Origin of the sequence: Thalassoglobus neptunius (genome assembly GCF_007859735.1) — a bacterium.
Classification (GTDB): Bacteria; Planctomycetota; Planctomycetia; order Planctomycetales; family Planctomycetaceae; genus Thalassoglobus; species Thalassoglobus neptunius.
This window is the reverse complement of sequence record NZ_SIHI01000001.1, coordinates 2,177,614-2,196,644: the sequence shown is the minus strand read 5'-3', so window position 1 is coordinate 2,196,644 and position 19,031 is coordinate 2,177,614. Positions and strand designations below refer to the sequence as shown.

Annotated in this window: 16 protein-coding genes, 1 tRNA gene and 1 pseudogene; 6 read left to right on the top strand and 12 right to left on the bottom strand. The window is 53.2% G+C overall.

Annotated elements, in window-relative coordinates:
- Position 1: 1 nt before the first annotated feature.
- From crcB to KOR42_RS08655, 4 genes are all read right to left on the bottom strand, one after another.
- A complete protein-coding gene (gene crcB / locus KOR42_RS08670; RefSeq protein ID WP_146508860.1) occupies positions 2 to 385 on the bottom strand; it encodes a fluoride efflux transporter CrcB in 384 nt (127 codons plus the stop codon).
- A 175-nt stretch (positions 386 to 560) separates the two neighbouring features.
- Entirely contained in the window at positions 561 to 1,598 is a 1,038-nt protein-coding gene (aroF, locus tag KOR42_RS08665) for a 3-deoxy-7-phosphoheptulonate synthase (protein ID WP_146508858.1), read from the bottom strand.
- Between the two features lie 199 nt (positions 1,599 to 1,797).
- Positions 1,798 to 3,297: a sulfatase-like hydrolase/transferase gene (locus KOR42_RS08660; RefSeq protein WP_197440991.1), complete on the bottom strand. Its 1,500-nt coding sequence runs from the start codon at positions 3,295 to 3,297 to the stop codon at positions 1,798 to 1,800.
- A gap of 46 nt (positions 3,298 to 3,343) precedes the next feature.
- The gene (locus KOR42_RS08655; protein ID WP_146508854.1) at positions 3,344 to 4,324 is read right to left on the bottom strand and encodes an L-threonylcarbamoyladenylate synthase; all 981 of its coding nucleotides are present in this window, start codon (positions 4,322 to 4,324) and stop codon (positions 3,344 to 3,346) included.
- A 238-nt stretch (positions 4,325 to 4,562) separates the two neighbouring features.
- Between KOR42_RS08655 and KOR42_RS08650 the strand changes: the two genes are divergently transcribed.
- Both KOR42_RS08650 and KOR42_RS08645 read left to right on the top strand, forming a co-directional pair.
- Positions 4,563 to 5,633 carry an HD-GYP domain-containing protein gene (locus tag KOR42_RS08650; protein ID WP_146508852.1) on the top strand — a complete coding sequence of 357 codons (1,071 nt, stop codon included), beginning with the start codon at positions 4,563 to 4,565 and terminating at the stop codon, positions 5,631 to 5,633.
- Complete coding sequence (locus tag KOR42_RS08645) at positions 5,630 to 6,595, top strand: HD domain-containing phosphohydrolase (RefSeq protein ID WP_146508850.1); 966 nt, start codon at positions 5,630 to 5,632, stop codon at positions 6,593 to 6,595. The genes KOR42_RS08650 and KOR42_RS08645 overlap by 4 nt, the downstream gene beginning before the upstream one ends.
- 211 nt (positions 6,596 to 6,806) lie before the next feature.
- Here KOR42_RS08645 and KOR42_RS08640 read toward each other — a convergent pair.
- The 3 genes from KOR42_RS08640 to bioD all read right to left on the bottom strand — a co-directional run bounded on the left by KOR42_RS08640 (position 6,807) and on the right by bioD (position 8,997).
- Positions 6,807 to 6,892, bottom strand: a tRNA-Leu gene (locus KOR42_RS08640).
- Positions 6,893 to 7,003: 111 nt separating this feature from the next.
- The gene (locus tag KOR42_RS08635) at positions 7,004 to 8,158 is read right to left on the bottom strand and encodes a hypothetical protein (protein WP_146508848.1); all 1,155 of its coding nucleotides are present in this window, start codon (positions 8,156 to 8,158) and stop codon (positions 7,004 to 7,006) included.
- A 131-nt stretch (positions 8,159 to 8,289) separates the two neighbouring features.
- Complete coding sequence (gene bioD / locus KOR42_RS08630) at positions 8,290 to 8,997, bottom strand: dethiobiotin synthase (RefSeq protein WP_146508846.1); 708 nt, start codon at positions 8,995 to 8,997, stop codon at positions 8,290 to 8,292.
- Positions 8,998 to 9,341: 344 nt separating this feature from the next.
- Here bioD and KOR42_RS08625 point away from each other — a divergent pair, with 344 nt between their 5' ends.
- The 3 genes from KOR42_RS08625 to KOR42_RS08615 all read left to right on the top strand — a co-directional run bounded on the left by KOR42_RS08625 (position 9,342) and on the right by KOR42_RS08615 (position 12,356).
- Complete coding sequence (locus KOR42_RS08625; protein WP_146508844.1) at positions 9,342 to 10,265, top strand: alpha/beta hydrolase; 924 nt, start codon at positions 9,342 to 9,344, stop codon at positions 10,263 to 10,265.
- 120 nt (positions 10,266 to 10,385) lie between these two features.
- Positions 10,386 to 11,036 carry an adenylate kinase family protein gene (locus KOR42_RS08620; protein WP_146508842.1) on the top strand — a complete coding sequence of 217 codons (651 nt, stop codon included), beginning with the start codon at positions 10,386 to 10,388 and terminating at the stop codon, positions 11,034 to 11,036.
- A gap of 135 nt (positions 11,037 to 11,171) precedes the next feature.
- The gene (locus KOR42_RS08615; protein ID WP_146508840.1) at positions 11,172 to 12,356 is read left to right on the top strand and encodes a rhomboid family intramembrane serine protease; all 1,185 of its coding nucleotides are present in this window, start codon (positions 11,172 to 11,174) and stop codon (positions 12,354 to 12,356) included.
- A 215-nt stretch (positions 12,357 to 12,571) separates the two neighbouring features.
- On the opposite strand, the gene KOR42_RS08610 is transcribed toward KOR42_RS08615, so the two are convergent.
- The 5 genes and pseudogenes from KOR42_RS08610 to KOR42_RS27825 all read right to left on the bottom strand — a co-directional run.
- Positions 12,572 to 13,999, bottom strand: a complete 1,428-nt coding sequence (locus KOR42_RS08610; RefSeq protein WP_197440990.1) for a tetratricopeptide repeat protein — start codon at positions 13,997 to 13,999, stop codon at positions 12,572 to 12,574.
- Between the two features lie 333 nt (positions 14,000 to 14,332).
- Positions 14,333 to 15,265 carry a hydroxymethylbilane synthase gene (gene hemC / locus KOR42_RS08605; protein WP_146508836.1) on the bottom strand — a complete coding sequence of 311 codons (933 nt, stop codon included), beginning with the start codon at positions 15,263 to 15,265 and terminating at the stop codon, positions 14,333 to 14,335.
- Positions 15,262 to 16,506, bottom strand: a complete 1,245-nt coding sequence (locus KOR42_RS08600) for a DUF502 domain-containing protein (protein ID WP_146508835.1) — start codon at positions 16,504 to 16,506, stop codon at positions 15,262 to 15,264. Before KOR42_RS08600 ends, hemC begins: the two co-directional genes overlap by 4 nt.
- An 8-nt stretch (positions 16,507 to 16,514) precedes the next feature.
- On the bottom strand, positions 16,515 to 16,985 hold the full coding sequence (locus KOR42_RS26515) for a ComF family protein (RefSeq protein WP_197440989.1): 471 nt from the start codon (positions 16,983 to 16,985) through the stop codon (positions 16,515 to 16,517).
- Between the two features lie 126 nt (positions 16,986 to 17,111).
- Positions 17,112 to 17,321 (bottom strand): annotated as a pseudogene (locus KOR42_RS27825) (double zinc ribbon domain-containing protein); the annotation flags it as partial.
- Between the two features lie 442 nt (positions 17,322 to 17,763).
- On the opposite strand from KOR42_RS27825, the gene KOR42_RS08590 reads away from it, so the two are divergent.
- On the top strand, positions 17,764 to 18,936 hold the full coding sequence (locus tag KOR42_RS08590; RefSeq protein ID WP_146508831.1) for a hypothetical protein: 1,173 nt from the start codon (positions 17,764 to 17,766) through the stop codon (positions 18,934 to 18,936).
- The last annotated feature ends 95 nt before the right edge of the window (positions 18,937 to 19,031 follow it).

Below are 19,031 nucleotides of genomic sequence, written 5' to 3'. Positions count from 1 at the left end.
ATCAGCTCGACGTTTCCAATGCGGCGGCAATGGTTTCCCCGGTAGCGATTCCTAACCAGACCAGTCCCAGTCCGAGAATGAGATTCGAGAACAGGTTGAGCATTCCCCAACTCAGGCTCTCTTCTGCGGTGAGTTCAAACGTCTGATAGGCGAAGGTCGAGAACGTTGTCAATGATCCCAGGAACCCACCGATGAGAAAACACTGCATCGTTGGTCCGGGCCACTTTGTCTTCACAGCCAGCGAAATCAACAGGCCGATCAGAAAGCAACCGAGCACATTGACAACAAGTGTTCCGACGGGAAAACGCCGGACCACCCATTGACTCAACGCGAATCGCAGCATCGCACCGAGGCCACCTCCCAACGCGACTGCCAACCATTGCATGCTGGTCCTCTCCCGGTCTGATCCCGAACTCCTCACTTGTGAAAGAGCAGGATCTTCGCTGACTCGAATCAGGATCGTTGATTGATCAAGGCAAGCGAAATATGCACTCGCCGAAAGCCTGCTGCTCTTGCCGGTGCACTCGCTCAGTCACAAACAGATTTCTACCAAGATTTTGCTAGACGACTTGAGGAGTCGGAGCGACTTCTTTTTCGAAGAACCCAGCCAGAGATCGAATTTGTTCTGCGAGTTCATGAAATTGTCCCGGCAAGAGAGCTTGCGGGCCGTCACTCATCGCTTTCTCAGGACAGCTGTGAACTTCGATATGAATTCCGTCCGCTCCGGCTGCAACAGCTGCAAGTGCCATTTTTGGAATCAAATCGGGACGACCGGTTGCGTGACTCGGATCGACGACGATCGGCAAGTGCGAACATCCCTTGGAATTGGGAACCATCGCGAGATCGAGCAGATTTCGTGTCGAGGAATCAAAGCTTCGGATCCCGCGTTCGCAGAGGATCACTCGTTTGTTCCCATGAGCCAAAACGTATTCGGCGGACATGAGCAGATCCTGAACAGTCGCACTCATTCCGCGTTTCAACAGGACGGGCTTGTCTGTGCTTCCAATCTCTTTCAGGAGATTGAAATTCTGCATGTTTCGGGCACCGAGCTGGAGAATGTCTGCATACTCGACAACCAGTTCCACTTGCCGAGGATCCATGACTTCCGTCACGACGGGCATTTGGAGTTCGTCACCGACAGTCCGGAGAATTTTCAGCCCCTCTTCTCCAAGCCCCTGAAAACTGTACGGGCTTGTGCGAGGCTTGAATGCACCTCCTCGCAGCACATTCGCTCCCGAATCTTTCACTGCTCGACCAATCTCGAACAGGATGTCTTCGCTCTCAATCGCACACGGACCAGCGATGAGAATCATCGACTTTCCGCCGACTTTTACTCCGTGACCGAGTTCGAAGACCGAATCGTCCTGATGAAATTCGCGGCTTGCCAGCTTGTATGGCTTCAAGACCGACAACACATTTTCGACGCCGGGGATTGCCTGCAGAGGAGCATTTCGAAGCTCTTCCTCTTCGCCAATCACACCCAAGACGGTCCGTTGAACACCTCGGCTCAACTCGTACCGAAAGCCCATTTCTTCGACTTTTTCGCAGATATGCTGTAGCTGCTCGTCGGTATAGTCGGGCTTGAGAACAATGATCACGACAGACCTTTCACACATCCTGAACAAATGATTCCGCTCCTGATTGTTGCGGAATTGACAATGAATCTCCTCGCACGGAGCGAAGTCGAGAATCACGGATTGTAGCTCTTGGCACGCGCAACAGCGACCTTATCTTCGCGACATCCTCGCCTCACGCGAAAATCTTGCAAGTTTTTTCACAACAGTATTGACTGATCCATCAACCATAATACGGGGGAGGCCAGTGCGTTCCACGCTGCAGAAACAATCCCCGTTCCGTCGGAAGAGGAGGCTGATCGTTCGAGAGACCAACCCACTCATCGTTGTCGTCCAGCCACTCGGCATCACTTCCGTGGAGATGCTCGCGAAGATGCGTCTTCAGATCGTCAAGCACTTCAGCGTGGCTCGCAGACCGTGATAGATCGACCGTCTCATTCGGGTCAGCGTCAAGGTCGAAGAGTTGGAATACGTTTCCGGCTGCGTAGTAGATGAGTTTGAACTGGTCGCGACGAATCATTCGAGTCGCGGTCGCTCCTTCGTTGCACTCTCCATAGAGAACATTGCGTTCCTGAGATGACGTCATCGACCGGCCATCACACGAATCGGGAACGTCGATCGCACACATCTCCAACAGCGTCGGCATCACGTCCTGAAGACCGACGAGCCGAGAGTCAACGTGTCCGCAGGCATCATCCGATTGCCCAGCTGGAGGAACAAGAATCATGGGAACATTCGCAGCTCCCTCATAGAACAGCCGTTTTCCCCAGAGACCATGTTGTCCGAACATATCCCCATGATCAGAAGTGAAGAGGATCATCGTCTCATCGAGTAAGCCTTCTTCCCGCAGAGTCCCGAGGACAAATCGAATCTGATGATCGATGTGCGTACACAACGCGAAGACGGCTCTCAAAGCTGCAAAGTACTCCGTTTGCGTCCGGATCGTCCATTTGTTGTGGACCATATTCAAGAGCCAGGGAACTCGTGAGTCTGAGTGACTCTTTCCGGGATGACATTCACTCCCCGGGAGACTCCAGTCAGGCGGAGCCCATTCCCCACACTCAGGCATCGCCGGATTCACCTGTTGGTAGATGTCCCAATAGTGCTGAAGCGGGACAAGTGGGGGATGGGGATGCGTGAAGGAGAGGTACCAGAATCCGGGCCGGGTGGGATCACGACGTCGAATCATCCGCGACATCGACCGAGCAGTCCAATTCGTGACGTGACATCGTTCGGGAAGATGCCATGTTCTCGTGAAGTACTGGTTATTGCTCATCCCATGTTCGAACTGCTGGCCGACGAATCCCTCGTCTCCCAGATACAGATCATAGTCGTCGATGACTCCATCATGGGGCCGCCCTTCCTCCGCTAACAAAACATCGTCGAAGCCAATTCGATTCCGCTGGGGATAAACATGAAGCTTGCCGACGGCATAGGCCTGATAGCCAGCATCGCGAAACGACTGTGCCAGAGTTGGCGCGGAAGGCATTTCTAAAGTCGTCTGAAACGTTCGATCTCCGTGAGATCGTGGCTTCATCCCGGTAAGAAGTGTCCGCCGTGCGGGAATGCAGATCGGACACTCGCTGTATGCATTCGTGAATCGAGTTCCCTGTCGAGCCAGCTCATCCAGAGTCGGCGTCTGAATCAATTGATGTCCGGCAGCCCCGAGTAGAGTGGCTGGCCAATGGTCAGTTGTGATCAAAAGAACGTGGGGACGATTCACGAGATTCTTTCTAAATGGACCAGCTTGATTGTCAGGAGCGAATTGCTCATGAGTCAACGAGAGGAGTTGCTGCCCGGCGAAGCCGATCGTTCAATGCTTTTCCCAATCCATGATCCGGGAATGCAGCACAGATAATGCGGTCGCACAACTTGGAAGCTTCCAGTCTTCGAAGTGCCGAGAAGAACGACGCTGCCGCTTCGACCAGATCCCCCGAATCAGACAACACCTCCACGACCGCGAAACCTTCCGCATCGGGCAGGGGACTAAGGCTGATCGCACCGATCCGTGCTTCCTCCCGAAACTCTGAGACATCTTCAACAATGGTCAACGGCTTGTTCGGAGCGTAATGTCGGCTGAGCATTCCCGGAGCGAGTTGAGGAAGATTGTCGTCGTGCGGCATTGACTGCATCGTTCGCACGGTTCCCACCACGGATTCCAGATCTTCGACCGCCACTCCTCCCGGTCTCAAGACAATGGGAACCCCGGAATCATCAAATCCAACAACGGTTGATTCAACGCCAACACGGCAGGGGCCAAAGTCGACAACCCCGTCAATGACTCCTCCCAAACCATCGAGGACGTGTTGTGCTGTCGTCGGACTGATGCCTCCAAACGGGTTGGCACTCGGAGCAGCCAGCGGAACACCAGCACGGCGAATCAGTTCTCGCGCCTGTGAATGATTGGGGACTCGCAAAGCAACTCGCGGAAGTCCGGAAGTGACCAAATCCGGGATGACCGACTTCTTGGGAACGACGAGCGTCAGCGGTCCCGGCCAGAAGGCCTCCATTAACTCTTGTGCGTTTGAGGGGATTTCCACAGCGTATTGGTCGGCGTCTGCTGCGTCGGCCAGATGCACGATGAGAGGATCAAACGTCGGTCGCTGTTTGGCATCGAAAATCTTCGCAACAGCAACCGGATCAAGGGCATTCGCTCCGAGCCCATAAACCGTTTCTGTTCCAAAGGAGACGAGCTGGCCCTCCCTGAGAAACGTCGCTGCCATTTCAAGAGTTAGTCGTTGCGTCTCCATTTTCAATGTGACTCCAAACACGCCTCACCGCTGGACGTTTCTATTTTTCTCGATGACTCGTGAATATTTCGTAAAGCGAAGAATCATATCAGGAATGACTTTCGGAGCCATGATCAGGCCGCACAAACGTTGCAATCGATCGCCGAATCTTACTCAAACTTGGGGAATCTCGCTTCAGCCGTGACGACTCGACATAGATTCTGAGTGTCCGTGTTTATCGGTTCTAATTGGGCTTGCTATGTTGTCTGTCAAACGACTCGTCATCACCTTAACCGCTGCTCAGGCACTAGGTTTGATGTTCGGCGTCGTCGTGCTCCATAATCTGGAAAACGCCGCGATCGATTCGCTCTTGCGCTACGGCACAGAGCAATCCCTCTCTCCACTGCTCAAAATTTCCACCTTCATTTGGATGGTGGGAGTCTTCTTCGGGATTAACTGGCTGGTCGTGAACCACATTCTGATTCCCGTCGACGACCAACTTCAACAGAAGAACGAAGAAACACTTCTCGCGATGAACGAACTCGTTCGGACGCGCGATGCAATCATTTTCGGGCTGGCCAAACTCGCGGAATCTCGCGATCCCGATACGGGACAACATCTCGAACGGATCAGCCTCTACTCGGTTCGGCTCGCGACTGCGCTTCGCAAGAACCCGAAATTCCACTCGACGGTCAACGGCGAATTCATCCGCATGATTGGAATCAGTTCAGTCCTCCATGACATCGGGAAGGTGGGAGTGTCTGACTCGTTGCTCTTCAAACAAGGCCCGTTGACGACTGAAGAACGAGTGCAGATTCAAATTCACGCCAAGATTGGTAGCGAGTGCATTCACCAAATCGAACGACGCCTCGGCAATTCCGACTTCCTCGCGATGGCCCGAGACATCGCTTTGAACCACCACGAATGGTGGAATGGGCGCGGATACCCCAACCGAATTCACAAAACAGATATCCCGCTGGCTGCGAGAATCGTGGCTGTCGCAGACGTTTACGACGCTCTCGCATCCAGGCGGATTTATAAGCGTGCGTACTCGCACGAAGAGTGCGTTCGCATGATCTGCAACAACTCGGGAAAGCAATTCGATCCGGAAGTTGTTCAGGCATTCTTGACAATCACGACTCAATTTCAGGACATCGCCGATCGGTTTGCAGATCGTAGTCGCCCGGACCAACTCTCTTCCGCGGAAGCAGAGTTTCTCTCCCAAGTCGTCGAATCAGCGACGCAGGCTTCCTCATCAACTCCTGACGGTGAATCACTCACAACGAACGGCGACCAACCTTCTTCTTCGACGATAAGGGCGAGCAAATGAATCCCGGGCACCGCGGAAACGAACGATTCTTTGAGATTTTTCTGGTGATGACTGTGCTCGGGCTGGGAGCAATCCTGTTTTCGATCGAGCAGTCTCAAGTGGTCGTTCTCAACTTGTTCTTCCTCCCGGTTGTCCTCGCAGGATTCTTTCTCGGGCGTTATCGCGCCGGAGTTCTGTCGCTACTCTCGGTTGTCGTTGCGACACTCGTCATCACTCTCGATCTGTATCGGTTCTCGTTCGACTATTCACCTCTCACCATCGGCTTAAGTGTTCTCGTCTGGGGAGCCGTTCTCGGACTGACAGCGATCATGGTCGGGACTCTGAACGAAGACCGAAACGCGAGAGCCTTCGAACTTCACGAAGCACACGTTGGTGTCGTCGAAGTCCTTTCACGGTACCTGCAAAGTGCCAACCCGGATCTTCATAGTCGTTCTGAACGAGTCGACCGCCTGGCTGAACAAGTAGCGATTCGAATGCGATTGTCTCCACGCGAAGTGGACGACGTTCGCGTCGCCGCACTCTTGATGGATCTGTCGAATATTGAAATCACCTCGCGAGTCATCAAGCAGGCTGTGGGTGGACTGGAAGATCTCGGAGAAACCAGCGAAAGCACTTTCCATGGAACCGAACTCGTGAAGTCACTCGGATCAGCCCTGAACGGAGCCTTCCCACTGGTTCTGCTCCAAACAAGCAACTTGGAAAAGTCCGATACCGGAAACGTCCCCATCGGTGCGAGAATCCTGCGAATCACCAGACGGTTCGTCGAATTGACTCAGCAGAATCTCAGCTCCGTCACAGTCACCCCGGAAGAAGCGATCGACGAAATCCGACAGGACTGCGAGTCAAGCCACGATGTCGCCGTCGTGAACACCCTCGAAGAAATCACAACGACCGTCTCACTCGATTCCAGCCTCTACGAAATGGTGGTCTTCCAACCCGCCGAAGCCTCCTCACCTGTGTAAGACATCTTCCGGAAGAAACCGCCAACAAGACACTTCCCAAACCCAGCAAATTCGCTTTCAAGGTTGTGAGGGAGCAACCACCCCCATCGCATCACATCGAATCACCCTCAAAACTTTCGCACACAACAATCTTCACTGATCGCAATCTTCACTACTCTCAAGACACAAAAAAGGACTTCTCACGATTCGGTGAGAAGTCCTTTTTCATTAGTGCCCAAGAGAGGATTCGAACCTCCACGGGGTATTATCCCCACTAGGCCCTCAACCTAGCGCGTCTGCCAATTCCGCCACTTGGGCTTGGGAGGGGTAATTTACTTACGAAGCTGTGTCTCGGCAACCCAAAGAAGATCTCAATTCTGAGGGCAGGAAAATCCGCCGTCTGAACATGATGGGAAACCGGTACGAGCGTTACACGCTGTCCGCGTTAAAGACGACATCTGCGAGTGTCGTCACGCCGTTTCCCGCTGGGGAAAACCCTTTCCGAAACTGGAACCTCCAGGCGACTTCGCCGGAAAGGCTGTCGATTCCGTCCTCGCTGGACGCTAGATAGGTCACGAACGATTCTCCCGGCTGCAGCACTTTGCCGAGTTGCTGGTCTTTCATGTCCCAGTCGCTCGAACTCGTGAGGTGATAAGTCAATACGGGCGGAGCCTTCGCATCGGCGGCGGACTGAGTGTTGAAAAGATAGTAGTTGGAGTACTCGCCCTGATCCGAACTTCTGACCCAGCGAAGCGTCAGATTTCGGTCGAACGGGGCGATTTCCTGATCATCGGAGACATTCGTGAACTTCAGAAAGAGCTTCATCACTGGCTTCGATGGTTCTCGCGTCCGTGACTCTTCCCCGGAATAGTGAGTGAATTCGATTGGCTCGATGACCACACGAATCGGTTCGACGAGCAGATTTCCGAAGCGTTGTTTCTCGCCAATTTGCAATGTGTGGCCGGGCGCAAGTTGTTCCTTGGGAGCGACATAGGAAAGTTCCTGAATCGGTTCCGGTGCGACATCCGGCAGGCTCTCTAACTGATGCGATCGACCGGAACTGAGCGCCAGGAAAAGAGCAATAATTGTGATCAAACTCGCGTAGCTGACGAGGATCATGAACGGAAGTCGTGATGAGGCTTCGACTTCTACCTTCGGCGGTGGGGAGGCAGGTTGGGGCTCGACCGATTCCTGATCCGTTGACGTTTCCATATCAGCTTTCGTTTCGTGGGGATCGGCGAAGGTTTCTCTTTCTCTCCCGAGAACGATCGTTTGGTCCGTGGTCGACATTTCCCGAATCGACGGATCGGAATCATCTTCCGACTCGGCTTTGCCTTTCATGATCAGAGTTGTTCCGTCCGAAACATTGAACTCTGGATCTGGCAGCGGGTTATGAATCGACTCATCACTTTCGGGCGAATCTTCGTCGTCGATGATTGCCGAAATTTCCGCTTCATTTTCCTCCAGTGACTCTGTGGCCTCAGAGTCGTCCATTGAGGGAAAAGGCGTCTTCGATTCGTCAGCAATTGTGTCGCGTTGTGATTCCAACCAGTCGAAGTTCGGGGTTTCGTCTCGTGATGACATGCGAGAGTCCAATTTTTACTCTGAACGATCAGGGTGCGTCGTGGTGGGTAGGATTTCGGGGAGGGTGAAAGGCCAATCGCCTCAAGCCAGTATTATTGTATGGGTGTTTGATGGTCTGAGTCTCAGATCCATCAGGTGTCGGTCGGGGGGCCGGTGATCCGTTTCCACAAATCGGCGGTGGTCCAATCCGTCGGACGTTGCCACTCCAGGCGACCTTGAAACTCTACGTTTCCGACGACCGGAACCGGCGCAAATCTTAAGATTTGTTCCTGGTTATCGGAAAGACAGACCGTACTTTGTCCGCTCATATCGTTCAGGACAATTCCAACCAGGTCAAGCCCCGAGGTTCGGATTGCTTCAATCGTGAGGATTGCATGATTAATAGCACCGAGTTTGTGTCCGATCACCAGAAGAACGGGAAATCGCAGCTGCTTCGCAAAATCGGCGATCGTCTCCGTTTCCGAGATAGGGCAAAACCATCCTCCCACTCCTTCGACGACAACCGCTTCGACCCGATTCGACCAGTCGCGGAGACCGGCATAGAGCGTCTCGGAATCGACTTTCGATCCCTCCTCACGGGCTGCGACCGGCGGAGCGAGCGCCGCATGAAATCTCTGCGGACAGATCAGATTCTTCTCGTACTCTGCTCCGATCACAGACGAGAGTTGTTCGAGATCCTCCCAGACGACCTCCTGATTTTCCCGGATCGTTGCCCCGGAACAGACCGGTTTATACGCCCCGACTCGATGCCCGAGAGCTCGGAGCTGGCGAATGATTTCGCACGAGACGTAAGTTTTTCCCGCGTCGGTGTCCGTTCCGGTTATCAAAAGTCCACGCATTCCGAATTCCTTCCACAGTGTGGTCGACCAGTTTGATCGATTTTGCAGAAGAATCAAAGTTGGAGTTTCTTTCGCTTCAAGAAAGATGGAGGAAATGCCATCCGCTCGATCGTGTTCAACGTTTCCGATAAGAAGTCTGATAGGGATTCAAAACGTTCAGATCGCCCCTGACGTCGTGATCGATCGATCAACGAATTGACCGATCTTGCTTTGAGATTTAGACTTGAAGAGAGGTATTCAACCAATCAGTCATGTTCGTTGCGAATACGGACTGGTTCTCACGTCCGGAATGCCGCAAACGAATTGTTCTATTCAATTTCCAACTCCAGACAAAGCACAACCCCATGATGCGATCAAAGTTGGCCCTGGCACTCATCGTTGGACTCTCTTTCCATGGGATTTGCAGTGCCCAAGACGGATCGACGGCTGTAGCTCTCGAGGCAGTCGGAGACCGTTTTCCAATCCACATTACCTATTTCCCAGCGAACCCCGACGCCGGTCCCCCGAAAGATGCCCCTGTCGTCGTGATCGTTCCCGATCTGGAAGAAACCCGAATCGCCTGGGATAAGGGGGCTGGTCCGCGAAATGCGCCGAAAACCCTGCCAGCTGAATTGCAACAACGTGGATATGCAGTCATCACGGTCGATCTCCGAAAGTCCGGAGAAAGCGTCATCGAAGGCCGGGAAGAGCCAATTCGTCCGACGGATTATGAGAGAATGGTTCTCGGCGATCTCGAAGCTGTGAAGGAATTCATCTTCACGCTGCATCAGGAACAAAAGCTGAACATGCGCAAGCTAGGCGTAATTGGCAGTGGGTTGGGTGCCCCGATCGCCGCTGGTTTTGCAGAGTTTGACTGGAAGCGAAAGCCATTCGACGACCACGCAATTCCTGCGGAACGAACACCGCGAGGACAAGACGTGCGGGCAATCGTCATGATTTCTCCGAAGACGAGTGCAGGAAAAGTGCATTCGAATCGAGCGATCGGATTCCTGAAGAATCCGAGAATGAACATCTCATTGATGGTGATCGTTGGACAAGACGATACGCAAAACTACCGAAACGCAAAAGCCATCTTCAATACGTTCGCAGTCGTCAAAGCCAATGAGGATCGAGCGGTTTTTCTGGAACCTCGTTTGAAAGACAGCGGAATTGGCCTTCTTCAACAACGTATCGAAATCGCTTATACCCCGATCCTGACCTTTCTTGATAACCGGTTGAAGTCGATCAATGACCCCTGGGTTGATCGACGAAGCCGATTGCAGCGATAATTCTTCGATCGCATTCTCCAACCTGATGGAGTAACTTGTTCGCGTTTGCCGCTCGCATTCGAACTGTGATGCCCAGTTGCCAGTTCAGCAGCTGTCGCCGAACTCAAGAAGAAAGCTGTAATGTCATCTGTTGAAGTAAAGCCGGTTTCCAAGAGTAAGCGAGGTTACCCTTATCCAGCAGCCTTGATCTTTGGAGTCCCCGGAGCCGGAAAAGGAACTCAGGGCGAGATCCTGACGAATGTGCCCGGATTCTTTCATCTCTCCAGTGGAGTGATTTTCCGCAAACTCGATCTGAAATCCGAAGAGGGACAGATCGTTCGCGAATATAGCGCCCGAGGAGAACTTGCTCCTGACGATTTGACGATCCGGATTTTTCTGAACTGGTTGGAAGCTCAAAGAGCAGCAGAGCGATTTCGACCGCGCGACCAGCTTCTGCTGCTCGACGGTCTGCCTCGCACCGTTCAGCAATGTGAAATGCTGAAAGATTACGTGGACGTCAAAGCTCTGCTTCACTTTGACTGCAAGGATGAAGAGGCGATGATTGACCGGATTCGACGCCGGGCGGTGCTCGAAAACCGGATCGATGACGCGAGCGAATCGGTCACTCGAAAACGTTTCGAAGTTTATCATCGGGAGACAGCTCCGGTTCTCAACTATTACAAGGATGTCGTCAAACACGTTGATTGCGCGGGAATCCACGGAGAGATTTTGATCGAATGTCTCAGGCATCTCGTTCCAATCCTTAAGGAAAGCTTCCCGAGAGAGCTATGACGTCTGCCGGAATTGATCCGGAAGACGTTTCTTTTTGAAGTCGGTCTGATTTCTGGTGAGAGCGGAAGGATTCCTCTCACTTGCGGGGAGTCAACATCGCAAGGATTTCGCTATCGCGTCCGGGTGAATTGATCGATGATTCTGATCCCTATTTCAACCGACGCCCCTATCTATTACCGCCCGATCGGGACGTTGGCGCTCATCGTCTTGAATGTCGCCATTTATCTGGTGATTGGGGGCAATATCGAAACCGCGATCGAGCGGTATGGATTGCAGCACAGCAGTGGATTGACTCCCTTTCAGTGGATCACTTCCAACTTCGTGCACGGGGGCTTCTTTCATTTGCTATTCAATATGATCTTCCTGTGGGGCTTCGGGATTATCATTGAAGGCAAAATCGGATGGATGCAATTCATTCCGCTCTATTTGGGAATTGGAGTTGTCGAATGTTTCGTGGAACAGTTGATCTATTCCGATCAGCTCATTTCATTTGGAGCCTCGGCGATCATCTACGGGCTGATGGTCATCACTCTGATCTGGGCTCCCGCGAACGAGTTAACCGTCTTCTACTGGGTCTTCTTCCGGTTTGTCGGCGTGTTCGAGATTTCGATTGTGGCCTACTCACTCCTCATGTTGGCGACATCGCTGCTCTTCGCGCTGGTGCTTGGTGATTTCGCTTACAGCGAGTGGCTGCACCTGCTGGGCGGAGCGGTTGGTGCCATCGTCGGGTTTGCGTACCTTCAACTGAAACTCGTCGACTGCGAAGGTTGGGATTTGCTTTCCTACGTCTCCGGACAAACACCGAACAGCGACGAATATCTTTCCGAGCAGTTTCAAGATGCGCACCGCCGTCGGAAATCGACCAAGACAGCGAAAAGAGTTCGCCCCGAAGTAGCGAACTCTTCATCGAATTTCATCAAAGCCTCGCCGAAGCGGTTTGCAAGACTCCTCGAAAACTCGAAAGCTCAAGCCGCTTACATGGAACTGTTGCGCCTTCAATCGCGATTGCCGGATTGGTCCCCCAGCAGTGAACAACTGCTTCTTCTTGCCCGTGGATTGCGTCGCGCCAGTGCGATGAAGAAGTCGATGGAAATCTACAATCGGTTTCTCAACAGCCACCCGAATCACTCTTCTGCTCTTCTCGAAGTCGCCGAAATTCTCGTCTATGTCGAAGACCGTCCCAGCGCCGCGAAGAAGAGGCTCGAACGGTGTCAGAAAGACGAGCTGAGTGCAAAACAGCAAGCGAGGCTCAAGCAAGCGATGAAACATGCGCAGTCAATGATCGACGACGGAGTCATCGAGATCGATTACCAGGAATAGTAAGCCTTCACGAATTAGTAAGCCTTCAGTGCAGGTTTTCAGCAGTTCCGATTGATCGATCGAATCCTCATTGACTCCTCAGAGAACGAAAACAGCCCGCCTTTCGAAGTCGAAAAGCGGGCTGTTGATTTACGTCGATGATTGCAGAAGACTGAGAACGTGCGAGTGATCACTCGCTAGCTGCTTTCATCAGTCCTCACAATCAATCACTGAGACTACTGAGTGCTCGCTCCGGAGTTTTTCAGTGCGAAAACGGCTCCGCGATAGGCTGAAAGCCGTGGCAATTCCGAGCGAATCGACTGCTTCCAGTAAGCCACTGCATCCTTCTGTCGATCTCGTCGAAGAAGTTCCATTCCGATGAAGTAGTAAGCTTCACACAACTGAGCGGCTCGTGCGTCTTTGTCATCGGGATGGGCAGCCTTCAAGAGTGACTGGGCATCGACCTGACCGAGTTGGAACAGCACGAGAGTATCGATCCAGTCACGCGATTCGGCAGGTTTCGAAATAATGGCCTGATAGTCCTGTTGCTGGTACTTGCTCGCTCGAATGGCACTCGCCAGTTTCCATGGCAACACGAAACGCATGTCAGGTTGAATGCGAAGTGCGTTGTTGAACGAATCAAACGCCCCGGCGAAATCTCCGGAGAAGAACTGTGCGAATCCGAGATCCGCATGCGACATTGGATTCTCAGGTGCCATCTCGGCGACGCGTTGATAGTCCTGAAGTGCTTCTGCTGCCTTGTTCTGATTCAGTCTCGCTGTCGCCCGCAGACTCAATGCTCCGACCTGAGATGGATCAATTGTGAGGACTTCACTTAAAGCCGCTTCGGCAGCTGCGGAATCGCCAGCTTCCAGATGGGCAAATCCACGATTGATATACGCAGGAATGAAGCGACCGTTCAGCTTGATCGCCTGAGTGAAGTCCTGAATGGCTTCAGCAGTCTTTCCCTGGGACTGCAGGAACATCCCGCGATTGTTCCACGCGACTGGGTTCTCAGGAAACGACTGGACGACGCTTGAGAAAGCGGCAATCGCTTCTGCGGGGCTTTTCGTTCGGGCTGCAAACTCCGCCAATGCCATATGGGCTGCGGTGTGTTTCGGAGAGACTTGAATCGCTTGTTTCAAATCTCTTTCAGCAGCGGCGTTGTCTTGAAGACGCATGTTCGCCTGTGCCCGTTGGTAGAGCAAGTTTGCCTGTTGCTCAGCGGTGAGATCCTCGCGCTCAAGCACCGACTCTGCCACAGTTTTGGCAGTTTGAGCGTGAGCCTTTTTCTCTTCGACATCGGCGAGATGACTCATTCCGTAGATATACGGAAGATAATACTCGGGCTTGCCATTTTCTTCGAATCGAATGGCGTTGCGAGCATCGGCAATTCCTCGGCGAAGCATGTCGGCATCACCTGTCAGAATTCCCATCTCAACTTGTGCACTCCCGCGAAGATAGAGAGCAACATGGTCCTGAGGCTGTTTGGCCAGAACCTGATTGGACAATTGAATTGCCTGCGGAAAGTTCCTTTGTCGGTAAGCATCGTCAGCTTGTTCTTTAACTGCTTCGAGATCCGGTCCCGGATCCTGGCCGAACGTCGTGTTGGCGATTCCGACAAGCATAAGCATTGCCGTGAAACATGTGGTCAAGCGAAACATCCTGATTCCTCCCTGAGGAAATTTCGTAAGGTGAGAGTACTTTTGGCGAGTTGCCGAGGAGCAGCGGACACGGAACAACGGATGTTTGTGATTCCGCCTGAACGCATCGGCAGCGCCAGACTGTTGATTTCCTCCGCGCGTCGTAACCGATGCCAGAGAATCCATCAACCCCAGTCTGACCGGGAGAGCACTCGAACTCCGATTGTTCAGGAATCCAAGTCGATGACTCTCGCAGGAAGTGGCTGGCATCGCCCTCGCACAATTCGCCCGTGCGAATTCGCGAAAACGGGTTCGAATCGTCCTTGTCACAATCTCATCGAAGGCAACCGTCCGTCACAGCACCTTTTCCGCACCACCTGCAATTAAGGTTTCTGCAAGCTGTTGACCGAGAGAAAGTGCATCGTCTGAGGTTCCGGTGATCGCTGCTTCGAACCGTTCGCGTCCATCGGGACTGAGAACAACGGCGGTCGCTTCAATCTGATCATTCTCAACAACGCAGTGAATGCCAACCGGAGCATGACACCCGGCTCGAAGAGTTGCGAGGCAAGCACGTTCACAGGTGACCTCGGCGAGGGCTTTGTCGTCAGTCACTGACTGAAGGAGTTCAATCACCTGTTCATCATCATCACGACACTCAAGACCAAGGGCCGCTTGCCCGACGGCGGGATACATCACAGGCGGACGAAGAATGGCGCCAATTCGATCTTCCAACCCAAGTCGACGAAGACCCGCTTCTGCGAGAATGACAGCATCGAATTCTCCTTCGTCCAGCTTGCGGATTCGTGTTTCGACATTGCCCCGAATTTCGCACAACTCCAAAGTCGGATACTGAGCGAGAATTTGTGCCTGCCGTCGAGGACTCCCCGTTCCGACACGAGCCTTCTCGGGAAGCTCGTCCAGTCCTGTGACCTCAGCACCGTGAGGCATTAAGAGAGCATCAAATCGCGGCGCGCGTTCCGGAACTCCCGCAAGTGCGAGTCCGTCAACGGTGTCCGTCGGGAGATCCTTCAGCGAATGAACCGCGATGTCCGCTGACTGATCGAGGACAGCTCGTTGAACTTCCCGGGTGAAAACTCCCTGGCCTCCCATATTCCGCAACGGTTCCGAACGATCGCGGTCTCCGATCGTGGAAAGCGGAACCAACTCAACCTTGAACTGATCGGTCTCCTGCCGAAGGAGATCGGCAATATGATTCGCCTGCCAGAGTGCCAGCTGACTTTGCCGAGTAGCAATTCTGATCGTGCGGCCTGATGTACTGGAATTCAATCGTTTTCTCCATCATCCGGTTTGAGAGTCTCCGGAGGAGTTAGTGGGCTCAATGCGGGAGGGCTGACAGTTCCTCCCGGATAGGAGGATGCGGGGTTGCGGGGTCCGTTGAGCAAACCCTTTTCGACAAGTTCCCGAAACTTGGCTTTCGTCAACTTCTGGTGAGGAGGAGAAAGCACGCCGCAGGAAATGCAGAACTGCATCGCTTGCTCGACCGTAATGTCGAGGTCAAGAACTTCGCTTTTGGGAACGTTGACTGTGAATCCGGTCATCGGCATCGGCGACGTTGGGATCAGGACAGCGACGCACGGTTCTCCCGCACCCATCGCGATCTGCATCATGCTTTCCCCGGTCACAAATCCAATGGTCCAGATTCCGTCGCGGGGATATTGCACCGCAGCGACGCGTCGATACTCCACAGGTTGGTTCTCTGTGAACACGAAGTCTGTGACCTGTTTGACGGAGCCGTAAACGTTTCTCACGACCGGCAATCTTCCCAGAACCTGTGTTTCAACGCCTCTCACCAGCCAGTTTCCAATCCGTGCCGAAACGAATTGACCAGCGAAGTAGAAGAGAACGATGAAAATGACAACGGTCAGTAAGCTCAGTGGGAACACGCTCCCGAGATATTTCCGGGCCACATATTCCATATAAACCGCCCGGGCAGATGTTGGCATTTGCCCCGGAGGAAGATGTCTCGCGACTTCCGAGTAAACGTCATACGGAACAGCCAACGGACCAAACTGAACGTAAACACCACTCGGAATCCGATCGGCGTTTGACTGGAGCCACTGAATTCGTCGCTGATGCCTGACGGCAAAAGCGTCGAGCGGAGTGACCTCTTCGTCCGACTCGAAATTGAGTTCGATCGGCGGTTCGTTCTCGATGAATCGACGATACTTCGACTGGAGTTCTGCCGTCACAAGATAATCGCTTCCGCAAAGATCCAGTGAAGGAGCCCCGTCGATTCGGAAGAGTTTCACGTCACCTTGAACGGGTGTATCGTGAACCTCGATCGACTGATCGACCAGAGAAGCAATGGAGTATTTGACAGCCCACGTCGCTGGCGTAATCAAGTAGGCGTTCACCTTCTCGAAGACCCAGAGGAGAATCAAAACGGTAAGAATGGCGGGAAGACTGACTGCGAGTCCGCGAAGAAAAATTCGCGTCGGCGTCAGTCGTCGAACGGGTGCGGAGTCTTCCGCGTCGTTCGATTTCCCAAACTCTTCTTCATCCTGCATGGAGACACTCAACCTGTGATCGCTTCTTCGGAGGATTCCAAAGTCACGCGATCCGATTTTTGGGACTGTTGGCTGACATGGCGGGCGATGACAACAACGTCAACTCGCCTGGCGCCAGCTTTCTTGAGTTCAGACGACACCCGATGGCAGGTTGTCCCGGTCGTCAATACATCATCAACAAGCAGAATGTGCGCCCCATCCAAAGTTGCTTGTTTGGGCACGGTGAAGGCAGCTCGAAGGTTCTGTCGCCGCTGGGTGACATTTTCCATCGTTCGCTGCCTGGGAGTTCGCCGATGCTTGCGAAGTATATGATGCTCCACCGGCACCATCAAGAAGCCTCCCAACCGATCAGCAATCAGTTCGACAGGGGGACGCGGAGACAGAATTCGATCGACCCAGTGATGCGGGACCGGAACAATCAAATCGACACCGATCGACCGCAAACGGTCTTTCTCCTGATCCCACAACAGATTAGTCAAGGTTTCTGTGAGAGCAGGGTTTGAACCAGTCTTTGCCCTGAGAATTGCCCCTCGCAGCGGCTCTTCGTACGGCCCCAGACTCTGGACCGACTGAAATGCGAACGAGGACTTGCTGCAATCTGAACAGCCGTTTGACGTGTCCAGATACGGCCCCACTGTCCCGGAACAGATCTGACATCTCGGAAATTTCGCTCCGCTGACCTCCGCGAAACAACTTGGGCAGACTTCAAATTTCCCCGAATCATGAATTGACTTCCCACAAATCAGACAGGTTCGGGGGTAGACAAAGTCGAGAAGAGGCTGCGTCAGTTCTCTTATCCATCCCGTTCGAATCATTCTCACAACTTCTCTGAGGGCATCCGGCTCGCGTTCGGTGTTTCGATCGCAACGAGAGCATTGTTTCTCGCGACTGCGTACGTATTCGTCAGCAAGAGCGACAACTTCTGCATGGCAACTCAATCGGTGAAGAATCGCTCCCTCATCAAAACTTGAGCAAACTCGGGCAAACGATTTTGAATTGTAGAACTGACAATTCCAACACAAAAGGGACACACGAATTGCGCGAGTCTTCGATGTGTCAACAACTTACGCAAATTTCAAATTCGGAGATTCAAAACCGGAACCCGCTTTCCCCTCGCACTGGTCTTCTGAAAACTTGAGGCGATCTTGACGACTTGTCTGTTTTTCTGGAAATTTCCGATCCTCATTCACATTTTGAGTGAGCCCTTTCTCACCCCAAGATTCCTCTCCCTCACCACTCATCGACAAGGATGTCCCTGTGAACAGTTCCGTTCTTCTCGTCCTGGCGACCAGCTTGACGACAGCGGTCCCATCCTTCGCTGCGAACCCGTTCGATGAAGCATTGAATGCTCCAGCGGACTTCATTATTCGCGGCCAGGATGTCACGACATCAGGGCCAATGTATGCCACGGGTCCACTCACTGTTCCTCCTCCGGGGACAACGACCTTCTACCCTCCTGAAACATTCGGCGATCCAAACGCCGCCGTTCAGGGAGGAATGCCGCAGCCGTACACAAGTCCCGGAGCACCTGGCTATCCAACGCCGATCACTCAGGATCCGTGGGCAGGGGGGATGATTTCTCCCATCGCTCCTTCGAACGGATACGGAGTGTTTGGTCCTCAACCTCAACAGTTCGGTTGGAACTCTCGCGTCGACGGAACATGGCTTCCGAGCAGCGGAACCAGCAGCCCGAATGTGGGAGACGTTGAAATCTGGGCGATTGACATTGAAGAAGAATATCTGACTCCGGGGATGCCCGGTGACGTGTGGACATTCGGACCTCAGTTCAATTACCGAAGCCTTCAGGGTCCGACCGCCGATGACCCAACGCGAGACCTTCCGGGATCGTTCTTCCGCTTCGGACTCGATCTGGCTCTTCAACGGACCGGTGCACGAGGATGTACTTTCGAGTTTGGATTCACTCCAGCCATCGCCACCGATCTGGACACGTCTCTCAATTCAGACAGCTTTCAGTTCGATGGCCGTGTCGTTGCTTATGTCCCCGTCAGTCCTCAGTGGCAATGGGTGATCGGAGCAGCCTACTGGGATCGCGTCGATGACATTGTCATTCCGTATGCGGGTGCAGTTTGGACACCGAACGATCTTTGGGAATTCCGCCTGTTGTTCCCGACCACAAGAGCAAGCGTCTTCCTCGGAACACCAAACGGAGTCCCGACATGGATGTACGTCGAAGGGGAATACCACGTCGAGTCCTATCAGACCGAACTGACGATCGCCGGAAATACGTCGGACGCGAAAGTTCAGTTCAGCGATTATCGTCTGGTCGGTGGATTTCGATGGGAAGCCGGTTGGGTCACGACATTCGCAGAGGGCGGTTATGCCTTCAATCGCGAAGTTAAATACACCTCTCCGGGACGCGACTTCGATATCGACGGACAATTCATCGGCCGTGTCGGATTCCGATTCTAATTCGTTTGCCTGAGATCTCTGCGTTCGTCCGATCTCGTTGCGTCGCAGAAGCGAAACAGCAGCGATCGTGAATTTCAGAAGAATCGAAAACGGAA